The organism is Pseudomonas sp. BW16M2, from assembly GCF_014268865.1.
GTDB classification, from domain to species: Bacteria; Pseudomonadota; Gammaproteobacteria; order Pseudomonadales; family Pseudomonadaceae; genus Aquipseudomonas; species Aquipseudomonas peradeniyensis.
The window spans coordinates 100,420-113,959 of sequence record NZ_JABWRI010000004.1; the positions used below are offsets into that span (position 1 = coordinate 100,420).

General features: G+C 65.3%; 13 protein-coding genes. 3 read left to right on the forward strand and 10 right to left on the reverse strand.

Going from position 1 to position 13,540, the window contains the following annotated elements; all coding sequences use genetic code 11:
- Nucleotides 1-11 precede the first annotated feature (11 nt).
- Nucleotides 12-1,070 (reverse strand): ABC transporter substrate-binding protein, encoded by a 1,059-nt coding sequence (locus tag HU735_RS05840; protein WP_050704574.1) that lies wholly within the window; start codon nt 1,068-1,070, stop codon nt 12-14.
- A 327-nt stretch (nt 1,071-1,397) separates the two neighbouring features.
- On the opposite strand from HU735_RS05840, the gene HU735_RS05845 reads away from it, so the two are divergent.
- On the forward strand, nt 1,398-2,111 hold the full coding sequence (locus HU735_RS05845; RefSeq protein ID WP_186712772.1) for a UTRA domain-containing protein: 714 nt from the start codon (nt 1,398-1,400) through the stop codon (nt 2,109-2,111).
- 158 nt (nt 2,112-2,269) lie between these two features.
- Here HU735_RS05845 and HU735_RS05850 read toward each other — a convergent pair whose 3' ends face one another.
- From HU735_RS05850 to minC, 7 genes are all read right to left on the reverse strand, one after another.
- Entirely contained in the window at nt 2,270-4,420 is a 2,151-nt protein-coding gene (locus HU735_RS05850) for a mechanosensitive ion channel domain-containing protein (protein ID WP_186712773.1), read from the reverse strand.
- A gap of 44 nt (nt 4,421-4,464) precedes the next feature.
- Nucleotides 4,465-4,635, reverse strand: a complete 171-nt coding sequence (locus HU735_RS05855) for a hypothetical protein (RefSeq protein WP_167388396.1) — start codon at nt 4,633-4,635, stop codon at nt 4,465-4,467.
- 134 nt (nt 4,636-4,769) lie between these two features.
- Nucleotides 4,770-6,059 (reverse strand): M18 family aminopeptidase, encoded by a 1,290-nt coding sequence (locus HU735_RS05860; RefSeq protein ID WP_186712774.1) that lies wholly within the window; start codon nt 6,057-6,059, stop codon nt 4,770-4,772.
- A gap of 140 nt (nt 6,060-6,199) precedes the next feature.
- Nucleotides 6,200-6,835 carry an RluA family pseudouridine synthase gene (locus HU735_RS05865; protein ID WP_084941741.1) on the reverse strand — a complete coding sequence of 212 codons (636 nt, stop codon included), beginning with the start codon at nt 6,833-6,835 and terminating at the stop codon, nt 6,200-6,202.
- A gap of 112 nt (nt 6,836-6,947) precedes the next feature.
- Nucleotides 6,948-7,202, reverse strand: a complete 255-nt coding sequence (gene minE / locus HU735_RS05870) for a cell division topological specificity factor MinE (RefSeq protein ID WP_011532731.1) — start codon at nt 7,200-7,202, stop codon at nt 6,948-6,950.
- A 3-nt stretch (nt 7,203-7,205) separates the two neighbouring features.
- Nucleotides 7,206-8,018 (reverse strand): septum site-determining protein MinD, encoded by an 813-nt coding sequence (gene minD, locus HU735_RS05875; protein WP_028690866.1) that lies wholly within the window; start codon nt 8,016-8,018, stop codon nt 7,206-7,208.
- Nucleotides 8,019-8,114: 96 nt separating this feature from the next.
- Nucleotides 8,115-8,876, reverse strand: coding sequence for a septum site-determining protein MinC (gene minC, locus HU735_RS05880; protein WP_050704579.1), 762 nt, complete (start codon nt 8,874-8,876; stop codon nt 8,115-8,117).
- A gap of 100 nt (nt 8,877-8,976) precedes the next feature.
- On the opposite strand from minC, the gene HU735_RS05885 reads away from it, so the two are divergent.
- Together HU735_RS05885 and HU735_RS05890 are read left to right on the forward strand one after the other, a co-directional pair.
- Complete coding sequence (locus tag HU735_RS05885; protein ID WP_186712775.1) at nt 8,977-9,912, forward strand: lipid A biosynthesis lauroyl acyltransferase; 936 nt, start codon at nt 8,977-8,979, stop codon at nt 9,910-9,912.
- 75 nt (nt 9,913-9,987) lie between these two features.
- Entirely contained in the window at nt 9,988-11,136 is a 1,149-nt protein-coding gene (locus tag HU735_RS05890) for a patatin-like phospholipase family protein (protein WP_028690863.1), read from the forward strand.
- Nucleotides 11,137-11,417: 281 nt separating this feature from the next.
- On the opposite strand, the gene HU735_RS05895 is transcribed toward HU735_RS05890, so the two are convergent.
- On the reverse strand, nt 11,418-12,152 hold the full coding sequence (locus HU735_RS05895) for a VacJ family lipoprotein (protein WP_232532265.1): 735 nt from the start codon (nt 12,150-12,152) through the stop codon (nt 11,418-11,420).
- A 73-nt stretch (nt 12,153-12,225) separates the two neighbouring features.
- Nucleotides 12,226-13,524 carry a serine/threonine protein kinase gene (locus HU735_RS05900; protein WP_186712776.1) on the reverse strand — a complete coding sequence of 433 codons (1,299 nt, stop codon included), beginning with the start codon at nt 13,522-13,524 and terminating at the stop codon, nt 12,226-12,228.
- Nucleotides 13,525-13,540 lie beyond the last annotated feature (16 nt).

The following is a 13,540-nucleotide window of genomic DNA, read 5'->3' on the forward strand; positions in this document are numbered from 1 at the left end:
GATGATGGCGCTTACTCCATCTCGATGATCACCTGCTCCTGCCACTTCTGCGGCAGGGCCTTGGAGGTCGCTTCCCAGGCTTCGGCGTTCTTTATCGGCTGGGCGGCCTTGTACTGCTCATTGGGCAGCAGCTTGGCCTGCACATCCGCCGGCAGTTTCAGGTGCTCGGCGCGGATCGGCCGGGCGTGGCCGATGGCCAGGTTGGTCTGTCCGGCATCGCTGAAGATGTACTCACGCGCAAGCTTCGCCGCGTTCGGGTGCTTGGCGTACTTGTTGATGATGGTGGTGTAGCCGGAGGTGATCGAGCCGTCCGATGGGATCAGCACCTCGAAGCGTTTCGGGTCGATCTGGTCGCGGTAGCTCAGGCCGTTGAAGTCCCACACCACGCCGACTTCCACCTCGCCCTTCTCGAGGGTCTGGATGGTCGGGTTGGCCAGCGACAGGCGCTTTTGCTGGGCCAGCTTGGTGAACAGCTGCAGACCCGGCTCGATGTTGCTCTCGTCGCCCTTGTAGGCGATGGCGGCGGCGAGCACGCCATTGGCGGCCTGGGCGGCGGTGCCGACGTCACCGATGGCGACCTTGTACTTGCCCTTTTCCAGGTCGTGCCAGGTGGTCGGGCGTTCGCCTTCCTTGACCAGATCCTTGTTGATGATGAAGGCGATGGTGCCGGTGTAGGCCAGCGCCCAGTGGCCGTCCTGGTCCTTGGCCCACGCCGGCACCTGGTCCCAGGTGCTCGGCTTGTAGGCCTGGGTGACGCCCTTGGCGACCGCGATCGGGCCGAAGGCGGCGCCGACGTCGCCGATGTCGGCGCTGGCGTTGTCCTTCTCGGCGTCGAACTTGGCGATCTCCTGGGCCGAGCTCATGTCGGTGTCGCTGTGCTTGAGGCCGTACTTCTTGGCCAGGTCTTCCCAGGTGCCTTTCCAGTTGGCCCAGGCATCGGGCATGCCCACGCTGTTGACGGTGCCTTCCTTGCGGGCGGCGTCTTCAAGGGCCTTGAGGTCCTGGGCCATGGCCGAGGTGCAAAAAGCGATGGCCGAACCGAGCAGTGACGCCATGAACAACTTTTTCATCCGAAGCTCCTTTGGTGGGTGCCTTGCATTCGTTGTTATGAACAGAAGCGGTGCTTGCGAACCCTTGGTCTAGGTCAGCAAACCTTGAGCCAAGGTAGGCCTGTTGCGTGACAGTTTGATGTAAGGAGAGGGCGTGGGTGGCAGGCCGATGGCTCTGGGAATACAGCGTAGACCACATCGAAAGCCTTGAATCGCGTGGCCTGGCCCGGATCTGGCAAGTCCCTGGGCGAGGCTTTGTCACAGGATGTTCATCAGCCTTGCCTAGGCTTGTAGCCATCGCCACATGCCCTGTTATGGGGCTGGACTAGTCCAGATAGGTAACCTTTGATGCAAGCGACGCCACCGCGCGCGGTAACAGCCATCTGCCATGCCCTGCAGGAGCAGATCGAACACGGCCTGCTGGCTCCCGGCGGCAAGCTGCCGGCCGAGCGCAGGCTCAGCGAAGTGTTCGACACCACGCGCATCACCCTGCGCGAGGCGCTGGTGCAACTGGAGGCCCAGGGCCTGATCTACCGCGAGGAGCGCCGTGGCTGGTTCGTCGCACCCGAGCGGCTGACCTACGACCTGATCGAGCGCAGTCACTTCCATGCGATGGTGCGCGACCAGGGGCGGGTGCCGAGCACCGAGTTGCTGTCTGCGCGCCTGCAGCCGGCCTCTGCGGCGATCTGCGCGCGCCTGCGCCTGCCGGCGTTGTCCAGCGTGGTGCGGATCTGCCGTCTGCGTCGCATCGATGGGCGTGCGGTGCTGTACGCCGAGCACTATCTCAACCCGCGCTACTTCCCGGGGATCCTCGAGCTCGACCTGGCGCGGTCGCTGACCGAGATCTATGCGCGGGAATACGCCATTCACTATGGACAGGTGTGCTTCGAGATCCTGCCGACCGCGTTGCCGGTGGCGGCAGCGGGGGCGCTGAAGGTTTCGGCGGGCAGCCCGGGTTTGCACATCACCCGGGTCAATAGCGACCAGCATGGGCATCTGATCGACTGTGACCTGGAATATTGGCGGCACGATGCGATCCGCATTCGCGCCGAGGCTGGGTAGACAATCTCAAGCCTGCGCCAATCCCTGTAGGAGCGGCCTTGTGCCGCGAAAGGGCGGCGTAGCAGACCCAGGATCTCAGCTACGGGCAGAAAATGCTGGGGCCGCTTTGCGGCCCTTTCGCGACACAAGGCCGCTCCTACAGGGGGTAGCGTACGTCCCTACTGTGCGATCTGATCAGATCCTCCTCCACCGCCAGCCGTCACCACCTGCACCGACAACCGCGGCGTCGCCAGGTCCAGCCCCGCCTCGTCCAGCTGCCGCTTCAACGCCAGGTTGAACGCCCGCGACACCTCCCACTGCTTGATCGGTGCGGTCTTGAACCGCGCCCGCAGGATCGCCGAGCCCGACTCGAAGCTCTCTACCCCCTGCAACTCCAGCGGCGACCAGATGTTGCGGCGCATCAGCGGGTCGTTGCGCAGCTTCTGGCCGACCTCACGAATCAGCGTGATCGCCTGGTCGATGTTCATGCTGTGCGGGATGGCCACGCGGAAGATCGCATAGCCGAACTCCCGCGAGTAGTTCTTGATGCTCTTGATCTCGCTGAACGGGATGGTGTGCACGATGCCGTCGATGTCCCGCAGGCGCACGGTGCGGATGGTCAGGCCCTCGACCGTGCCCAGGTGGCCGCCGACGTCGACGTAGTCGTCGATCGCCAGCGAGTCCTCGATGATGATGAACAGACCGGTGATCAGGTCGGCCACCAGCGACTGGGCGCCGAAACCGATGGCCAGGCCGATGACGCCGGCACCGGCCAGCAGCGGGGTGACGTTCATGCCCATGTTGGCCAGGGCGACGATCACCGCGATGATGAAGATCACCACGAACATCACGTTGCGGATCAAGGGCATCATGGTCTGCGCCCGGGCGTTGGCCAGGCCGCGGCGCGAGCGCACCAGGGCATGGTGCACGGCGGTGTCGGCGAGGATCCACACCAGCCAGGCGACGATCAGCGTGCCGGCCAGGCCCAGCAGGCGCAGGCTGACTTCGTGGCCGTCGCCTTCGGCGAAGCTGATCATCGAGCGGCCCCAGACGCGCAGGCCCAGTTCGATGAACACCAGCCAGATGAACAGGTGCACCAGCACATAGCCGAAGTTGCGCAGGCGCTCGGTGTAGACCGCCTGGCGCTTGTTGGCGCGCCTGGGCTTGGCGGCGTGGCGCCGGACCAGGCCGTTGAGCACCATGCACACCACCACCAGCACCGTGCACATCAGCGACTGGCGCAGGGCGGTGCTGGTGTCGCCGGCGGAGACGAAGGTGGCGAACAGCGAGATCGCCACCAGGATCAGCGCCGGGACGTACCAGAAGCTGCCGAGCAGCTCGATGGTGTCGCTCAGGGTGCGCCGGGTCAGGCGCCGAGACAGGGGCTGGTTGCGGATCAGGTGGGCGATCGGGCGGCGAAAGCGCAGGATGAACAGCCCGGTGCACAGTGCGGCGACGACATTGGCCAGGGTGGCCAGGGCATGGGCCAGGTGGCTGCCCAGGGCGGTGGTCAGGCGCGGGTCGCTCATCGCCTCGCCGAACGCGGCGAAGCTGCCGATCAGCCACAGCGGGCGGAACGCCTGGTGGCGCAGGATGTACAGGGCGCGGTGGCGGTGCGGGCCGTCGAGCAGCGAGAAGGCGATCACGCAGATCGCCGAAAACAGCGTGCCGACCACCAGCGCGTAGGCCAGCACCATGGCCATCGACTTGCCCAGCGAGGAGGGCAGGGCGAAGCTCAGGTACACGGTGAACACCAGTGCCACCAGCCACGGCCCCAGCTTGCGCAGGGCGAAGCGCACCAGGTCCCAGGTGCGCGGGTGCTGGGGCAGTTCTTCGGTCAGGCCGAAACGCAGGCGCACGCGGTGGCCGATCCAGTTGAAGGCGTAGGCCAACAGGCTCCAGACCAGGATCACCCCGGCGAAGCCGAACAGGATCGCCGGCCACTGGTGCACCGGCACCACCAGCGCGGCCAGCTCGTCCTGTGCCTGGTCGATTTCCAGCGACCAGCGCTTGAACGGGCTGGCATCGCCGCTGAACTGCTGCTCGAAGTCGTGCAGGGCGCCGCCGATCAGGCCGAGCACGCCCTGTTCGACGGTGGGTTGCGATTGTTTGCTGGCGTCGCGCAGCTTCTTCAGGTCGGCCAGCAGCTTGGCCCGTTGCTGGTCGTTCTCCAGGTTCTTGATCACCTCGTCCAGCGACTTGCCCAGCGGTTCGCTGGCTTCGGGCTGGGTGGGTGTGCTGGAGCCGAGCAGGCCCGGCAGGCCGGCGGCGTGCACCGGGGTGACGAACAGCAGGAACAGCAGCGTGATGCAACGCAGGAAGGCTGGCACCGGAAACTCTACCTCAGGTCAAACGTTTGCCCGAGTGTAGTGGTTTACGACGGCAGTTTCTCGAGGATCTTCCAGCAGGTGAGGCCGAAGATGCCGAGGGTGCCGATCCACATCATCAGCACGCCGACATTGCGCTCGCGCAGGCTGAAACCGATGGTCAGCAGCATCAGGAACAGGAACACCGGCACGAACAGGGAGAGGAAGGGTGATGACATGGACGGCAATCCTTTTGCTGTTGGGCATGTCTTAAGCATAGCGCTTTGCAAGCGCAGCGGATTGATCGGGGGCAGGCAACTCCCGAATCGCGGGGCAAGCCCGCTCCCACCGGCCTTTGGGAGCGGGCTTGTCGTCAGGGCAGTTCGCGACTGCGGTAGAACGCGCTGAGCACCTTCACCAGGTGCGCCAGGTCATGGCTGCCGCACAGTTCGCGAATCGAGTGCATGGCGAAGGTCGGCAGGCCGATGTCGACCGTGCGCACGCCCAGGTGGCTGGCGGTGATCGGGCCGATGGTCGAGCCGCAACCCATGTCGCTGCGCACCACGAAGCTCTGCACCGGCACTTCCTCGGCCATGCACAGGTGGCGGAAGAACCCGGCGGTTTCGCTGTTGGTGGCGTAGCGCTGGTTGTTGTTGACTTTGATCACCGGGCCTGCGTTGAGCTTGGGCCCGTGGTTGCCGTCGTGCTTGTCGGCGTAGTTGGGGTGCACGCCGTGGGCGTTGTCGGCCGAGACCATCAGCGAGCGCTGGATGGTGCGCACGTAGTCGTCGCCCTCGGGCAGCAGGCGCTGCAGGGTCTGCTCCAGCATCGGGCCGTCGGCGCCGCAGGCCGAGCACGAGCCGACTTCCTCGTGGTCGTTGCACACCAGCACGCAGGTCTCGTCGCTGTCGGCGCCCAGCAGCGCCTGCAGGCCGGCATAGCACGACAGCAGGTTGTCCAGGCGGGCGGCGGCAATGAAGTCGCCGTTCAGGCCGATCAGCGCGGCGTCCTGGGTGTCGTAGAAGCTCAGCTCGTAGTCCAGCACCACGTCGGCGTTGAGGTCGTGCTCGCGGGCCAGCTGCTCGGTGAGCAGGGCGCGGAAGTCGACGCGCTCGTCGCCGGCCACCTGGGCCAGGATCGGCGGCAGCTCGGTCTGCGGGTTGATCTGCCAGCCTTCGTTGGCGGTGCGGTTGAGGTGGATCGCCAGGTTCGGGATCACCGCGATCGGCAGCTTGAAGTCGATCAGCTGGCTCTCCACCTTGCCATCACGGCGGAAGGTGACCCGACCGGCCAGCGACAGGTCGCGGTCGAACCATGGGGCGAGCAGGGCGCCGCCGTACACTTCCACGCCCAGTTGCAGGAAACCCTGGCGTTGCAGCTCGGGCTGCGGCTTGACCCGCAGGCACGGGCTGTCGGTGTGGGCGCCGACCATGCGGATGCCGCCCAGCAGCGGCGGGAGCTTGCCGAGCTTGATGGCGATGATCGAGGAATCGTTGCGGGTCACGTAGTAGCGACCACCGGGCACGGTGGCCCAGCTGTCACGTTCGTCCAGGCGCTGGTAGCCGGCAGCCTCGAGGCGCTGCGCGAGGCTGGCGGTGGCATGGAAGGGCGTCGGGGAGGCCTTGAGGAATTCGATCAGGCCGGCATTCAGGGCATCGCGCATAAGTCACTCCAGACAGCAGTGGCGCGAGTTTAGCGTAAATACTCAAAAATTTGTGTCGGCGCTATCGCGGGGCAAGCCCGCTCCCACGCCATATCGATTACTGCGTGGGAGCGGGCTTGTCCCGCGATGGCCCTTTGGCCTTAAAACGGTGCCGGGCACTCGAATTTCAGGCGTTCGCCAGACACCGGATGGGTAAAGCTCAGCATCGACGCATGCAGGCACAGCCGTTCATGGGCCGCCAGCGCCTCGGGGTTGGCGTAAAGCCGGTCGCCCAGCAGCGGGTGGCCGATCGACAGCATGTGCACGCGCAACTGGTGCGAGCGTCCGGTGATCGGTGTCAGCTCGACCCGGCAATGATCACCGCAGCGTTCGACGATGCGCCAGAAGGTCAGGGCGTGCTTGCCCTGTTCGTGGTCGACCACATGGCGCGGCTTGGTCGGCGGGTCGTAGCGCAGCGGCAGGTCGATGCTGCCGCTGTCCAGGGTCGGTTGGCCCCAGCACAGCGCGGTATAGGCCTTTTCCGTCTCGCGGTCGTGGAACTGGCGCGACAGTTCGCGGTGGCTGTCGGCGTCGCGGGCGAGCAGGATGATCCCCGAGGTTTCCCAGTCCAGGCGGTGGACGATCAGGGCGTCGGGGTAGCCGTTTTCCTGCAGGCGGGTGATCAGGCAGTCCTTGTTGTCCTCGGCGCGGCCCGGCACCGACAGCAGCAGGGTCGGTTTGTTGATCACCAGGATGGCGGCGTCTTCGTGAAGGATCTGGATGTTCGACAGCGGCATGTTCAGGTGTTCTCTGCAAAGCATTGTGGGAGCGGGCTTGCCCCGCGATGGCCTTCAATGGCCATCGCGGGGCAAGCCCGCTCCCACAAGGTAACCCTGAGCTACTGAAAGATCAGCGCTCGGGCAGGGTGATGTTCAGCTCCAGGATCGAGCAGCTGCCCTGGTTCTCCAGCGCCACCTGCACATCGTCGTTGCCGATGTTGACGTACTTGCGGATCACCTCGACCAGCTCCTTCTGCAGGGCGGGCAGGTAGTCCGGGGTGCTGCGCTGGCCGCGCTCGTGCGCCACGATGATCTGTAGACGCTCTTTCGCTACCGACGCGCTGGTCTGTTTCTGTCTGCCACGAAAGAAGTCAAAAAGGTTCATGGTTTACTTGCCTCCAAACAGACGCGCGAAGAATCCTTGCTTCTGCACGTCGATGAACCGCAGGGGCTTCTCTTTGCCCAGCAGACGGTCGACGGTGTCACTGTACGCCTGGCCGGCATCGCTCTGGTCGTCAAGGATGACCGGGATGCCCTGGTTGGAGGCCTTGAGAACGGCTTGCGACTCGGGAATCACACCTTTGAGCTTGATCGCCAGGATCTCTTCGACGTCGGCGATGCTGAGCATTTCGCCCTTCTCGACGCGCTCGGGGTGGTAACGGGTGATCAGCAGGTGTTCCTTGATCGGCTCCTCGCCGTTCTCGGAGCGGCGCGACTTGCTCGACAGGATGCCCAGCATGCGGTCGGAGTCGCGTACCGAGGAGACCTCGGGGTTGGTCACGACGATGGCTTCGTCGGCGAAGTACATCGCCAGGTGCGCGCCTTTCTCGATACCGGCCGGCGAGTCGCAGATGACGTAGTCGAAGGTTTCCTTCAGCTCCATCAGGACCTTTTCCACGCCTTCCTGGGTCAGGGCGTCCTTGTCGCGGGTCTGGCTGGCGGCCAGCACGAACAGGTTCTCCAGGCGCTTGTCCTTGATCAGGGCCTGCTGCAGGTTGGCCTCGCCGTTGACCACGTTGACGAAGTCGTACACCACGCGGCGCTCGCAGCCCATGATCAGGTCGAGGTTACGCAGGCCGACGTCGAAGTCGACGATGACAGTCTTGTAGCCGCGCAGAGCGAGGCCGGTACCGATGGCGGCGCTGGTGGTGGTCTTGCCCACACCCCCCTTGCCGGAAGTGACGACGAGAATCTTGGCCAAGGTGTTTCACCCCTAAATAAACGGGACGCGGGTCCCTGCAAATACAAAAAACGGCAACGGGAAAAAAGTTGCGCTAAAAATGCCGGCAAGTATCCGTTAAAGACGGGTGATGTTCAACACGTCACCGGACAGGCTGACCTGCACGCCCGAGCCCCACAGCGGGTCGCGGCGCAGGTCCTCGCAGACCTTGTACTGGCCGGCGATGGAGACCATTTCCGCGGTCATCTGCTGGCAGAAGATGCGCGCCTTGGTGTTGCCCTTGATACCGGCCAGGGCGCGGCCGCGCATGGCGCCGTACACATGGATGTTGCCATCGGCGAGAAGTTCCGCGCCGGGGCTGACCGAGCCTGTCACCACCAGGTCGCCGCCCTGGGCGTAGATCTGCTGGCCGCCGCGCACCGGCGAGGTGATGATGCGGGTCGGGCGCACCTCGGGTTCGGCCGGCGCCGCTGGTGGAGCGGGTGCAGGCTCGGGCGTCTTCACTTCCGGCTCGGGTTCCAGCGGGCGTTCGCGGGCGCCGGACGGCGGCAGCACCGGCAGGTCGATGGCGATCGCCGCGGCGATGTCCTCGATGCGGCTGGCGCGGATCGCCAGGGTGCGCAGGCCATGATGACGGCAGATGCGCATCAGCCCGGGCAGGTCGATGGCGCCCGAGTCATGGGGCAGCTTGTCCAGGGCCAGCACCAGCGGGGTGTTGCTGAAGAAATTCGGCGCCTGCGCCACCTTCGCCGCCAGCTGGCGGTCGAGGGATTCGAGGTCGTTGCGCGCCAGTTCCAGCACGGTGATGGCAAGCATGCTGCCCTTGAGCTGGAACACGGGGGCGTTGTCGGGTGTCTGGTTGGGGCTCATGGTCTGCATAGACGGCTTGTTGCGAAAAAAGTGCCCTGACTTATAGCGATAAGACCGATTGCCCGCAACCGATGTAGAATGCCGGGCTCATGTCTTGCCGGAAGCTTCAATGGAACGCCCGCGTTTTCGATCCTCTTTCCTCCACCCGCGATTCTGGGGCCTGTGGCTGGGCCTGGGGCTGCTGTGGCTGGTCGCCCAGCTGCCGTACCGCGCCCTGCTGGGCCTGGGCCGCGCCCTGGGCGCGGTGATGTACGGGGTCGCCGGTGAGCGCCGGCGCATCGCCGCGCGCAACCTCGAACTGTGTTTCCCCGAACTGTCCGGCGACGAACGGCAACATCTGCTCAAAGAAAACTTCGCCTCCACCGGCATCGCCTTCTTCGAGATGGCCATGAGCTGGTGGTGGCCAAAGGCCCGGCTGGCGCGCCTGGCCCATATCGAGGGTATCGAGCACCTGCAGGCCGCCCAGCGCGAAGGCGAGGGCGCCATCCTCATGGCCGTGCACTTCACCACCCTGGAGATCGGCGCCGCGCTGCTGGGCCAGGCCCATACCATCGACGGCATGTACCGCGAGCACGGCAACGCGGTATTCGACTTCATCCAGCGCCGCGGCCGCGAGCGCCACAACCCCGATTCGCTGGCCGTGGAGCGCGATGACGTGCGCGGCATGCTCAAGCTGCTGCGCAAGGGCCGGGCGATCTGGTATGCGCCGGACCAGGACTACGGCATCAAGCAAAGCATCTTCGTGCCGCTGTTCGGTATCCCGGCGGCCACCGTTACCGCCACCACCAAGTTCGCCCGGCTGGGCAAGGCCCGGGTGATTCCGTTCACCCAGCGGCGCCTGGAGGACGGCAGTGGCTATCGTCTGGTGGTGCATCCGCCGCTCGAGGACTTCCCCGGCGAAACCGAGGAGGCCGACTGCCTGCGCATCAACCAGTGGGTAGAGGGCGTGCTGCGCGAGTGCCCGGAGCAGTACCTGTGGGCGCACCGACGCTTCAAGTCGCGGCCCGAAGGCGAGCCACGGCTGTACGACAAGAAGAAAAAATGACGCTGGGGCCGCGTGGTAGCGGGCTGGCTCCGCGATAGGGCGGTCACTGGCAAGCACTGATTCCAGGGAGGAGCAATGACCTCAACCACCGGCCTGATCCTCTCCGGCGGCGGTGCCCGCGCCGCCTACCAGGTTGGCGTGCTGGCCGGCATCGCTGAACTGCTGCCCCCTGGCGCCGCGAACCCCTTCCCGGTGATCGTCGGCACCTCCGCTGGCGCCATTAACGCCGTCAAGCTGGCCAGCGGCGCCACCCGCTTCGCCGAATCGGTGCAGCACCTGACTGCCTTCTGGCAGAACTTTCGCAGCCACCTGGTGCTGCGCAGCGACTGGCCCGGGGTGATCCGCCAGGCCAGCCGCTTCGTTGGCCACAGCCTGCTGGGGCTCGGCGGCCAGGTGCCGGTGGCACTGCTCGACAGCCGCCCGCTGCGCCGCCTGCTGCATGAACACCTGGACCTGGACGGCATCGCCCATTCCCTGGCGGCCAATCAGCTGCGCGCCATCGCCGTGACCGCCTTCGGCTACGAGTCCGGCCAGGCGGTGACCTTCTACCAGGGCCGCGACACCATCGAACCCTGGCTGCGTCACCGGCGCATCGGCATGCCCACGCCGCTGACCATCGACCACCTGCTGGCCAGCTCGGCAATTCCGCTGCTGTTCGCACCGGTGCGCTTGGGCGATGAGTTCTTCGGCGATGGCGCGGTGCGCCAATCGGCGCCGATCAGCCCGGCGCTGCACCTGGGCGCCAGCCGCGTGCTGGTGGTCGGCGTCAGTGGCAACCCCCAGCGACCGGCGCCGCCCTTGCCGACCCAGCGCGTGTTCAGCGGCCAGCAGCCGAGCCTTGCGCAGATCGGCGGGCACATGCTCAACAGCACCTTCATCGACAGCCTCGAGGACGATATCGAACTGCTGCAGCGGCTCAACCACCTCAGCCACCTGATGCCGGCGCACCTGGACGCCCGGCGCCTGGGGCTGGCGCCGATCGAGGTGCTGGTGGTGGCGCCCAGCCAGCCGCTGGACGAGATCGCCGCCCGTCATCGGCGCGAGCTGCCGGCGGCGTTGAGGCTGTTCTTGCGTGGGCCTGGCGCTACCAAGACCAGCGGCGCGGGGGTGTTGAGCTACCTATTGTTCGAGGCGAGCTATTGCAGTGAGCTGATCGAACTGGGGCGCAAGGATGCGCTGGCCAAGAAGCGGGAGCTGTGCCAGTTCCTGGGACTGCCTGGCTGACCCTGTAGGAGATCGCCCAGCCCTTCGGGCTCCAGCGTGGGAGCGGGCTTGCCCCGCGATCACCGGCGTAGCCGGTGCCAAACGCCGCATCGCGGGGCAAGCCCGCTCCCACGTTGCCCCAGTCAAATCAAAGAGTTGTGTTTTGTTCCATGAGAGCGGCCTTGTGCCGCGAAAGGGCTGCAGGGCAGCCCCAAGATTTATGCCATACCACTGATATCGCTGGGGCTGCTTCGCAGCCCTTTCGCGACACAAGGCCGCTCCTACAGGGATCAGGGTTGCATTTACTCGGCAATCTGCAACTTGCGCGCCTGGGTATACACGTACCGCAACTTCTCGTACTCGAACGGCGAGTTGGTCTGCCCGTAGCGGAAGTTGGTGGTGTAGCGCTTGTCCACCGCCCGCAGCACGGTGAGCTCCGGATGGTCGCTGGCGGTGTCGGGCACGTTCAGGTAGTTGATCTCCTTCTCCCCCACGTAGTCGACCACCAGCCCGGTGGTGTCGCGCAGGTTCGACGGCCCGAGGATCGGCAGCATCAGGTATGGCCCGTCCGGCACCCCGTAGAAGCCCAGGGTCTGGCCGAAGTCCTCGCTCTGCCGGGGCAGGCCCATCTTGGTCGCCGGGTCCCACAGGCCGCCGACACCGATGATGGTGTTGAACATCAGCCGCGCAGTGATTTCCGCTGAACGCTTGGGCTTGAGCTGCAGCACGCTGTTGAACAGGTTGGGCACGTCGCCCAGGTTGTTGAAGAAGTTGCTTACTCCGGTACGCACGAAACCGGGGGTGACGTAGCGGTAGCCATCGACCACCGGCAGGAACACCCATTGGTCGAAGCGGTAGTTGAAGTGGTAGATGCGCCGGTTCAGCGATTCCAGCGGGTCGTAGATGTTCAGCGCGGCCAGGGTCGAGCGTTCGAACTCGCGCTGGTCCAGGCCGGGGTTGAACTTGAGTTCGCGCAGCGGATCGACGAAACCGTCGGCCTCCACGGTGAGTGTTTCGGTCTTGTCGGCCTCGACCACGCTGGCACGCGGCGCGACTTCCTCGGCCAGGGCGCAGCCGCTGGCGAGCAGGGCGGTGACGAGCAGCAGTCTGTTAACCACGGAAGAACTCCAGCATGGCGTCGCTGTTGACGCGGTAGTTGAGGTTGCCGCAATGGCCGCCATGGGGGTAGAGCGTCAGCCGTTCGCCGAACACCCGGCGCAGGAAACCGATGTCGCCAGGGCCGAGGATCACGTCGTCGGCGTTGTGCATCACGGCGATCTTGGGGCTGGCGCGCAGGTAGTCCTCCAGCGCGTACAGGCTCACCTGGTCGACCAGTTGCAGCAGGCTGTTGCCGTCGGTACGCGCCCGCCACATGGGGATCACCTGCTCGGTCAGGTAGCAGTCGAAGTCGCATTGCAGCGCCCGTTTGAAGAAGGGCTCCAGGCTGCTGCCCTCGGTGATCGGGAATTTCGGCGGAATGATCAGGCCGCGGCGGTTGATCAGGTCGGAGGTGAAGGCAATGTCGGCGGCCGAGAAACGGAACGAGGTACCGATGAGCATGGCCATCTGTTCGTTGGACAGGTGCTGGCGCGACTTCTGGAAGTCATACAGCAGTGCTTCGTTGAGGTCGATGTAGCCCTTGTCCTGGAAGTAACGGGTGAGTTTTTCCAGCATCAACTCGTAGAACGTGGTGCTGCGGTCGATGCCCTTGACCCGGGTCTGCACCAGCTTGTCCAGGTTGGTGATCGAGGTATACAGGTTGACCGGCGGGTTGAGCAGCAGCACGCGCTTGAAGTTGAAGCTCTTTCGGGTCTCGTCGAGCTTGCTGACGAACGCGGCGTCCAGCGCACCTAGACTGTAGCCGGTGAGGTAGTACTCGCTGACCGGCAGGTGTGCCTGCTGGGCGCGTACCGCCTGCATGACCCGGTACAGGTCCTTGGCGTCCTCGCTGGTCACCCCGGGGGTGGCGAAGCGCGAGGCGGCGCTCATGAAGTCCCAGCTGGTCGGCGATGACAGCTGCACCACGTGGTAGCCGGCCTGGTAGAACAGCTTCTTCAGGTACTCGTTGATGCTGCTGGAATAGGGCGCGCCGGTACCGGCGATCAGGAAGATCAACGGCGCTTCGTGGTCCTGCTTGGCCAGGCGGTAGCGCAGTTTCTTCACCGACCAGAAGTTGTCGGGCAGGGTGAACTCGCGCTCCGGGCGCAGGGTAAGGCTGTAGTCGGCCTGGTCGATGTCGTCGTCGCTGGGCAGCGTCGGGCGCTGTTCCGGCGGCGTGGTGGCGATGGTCGCCTCGAACGGGTTGGTCAACGGATAGCCGTAGCTCGCCGCGTCGATATCCCGCGCCGATGCGGCCGCAGCCAGGAGCAGGCCGCCGAGCAGGGCGGCGAGGCGCAAAGATCGAAGCATTTATGTCCCCCAGGGA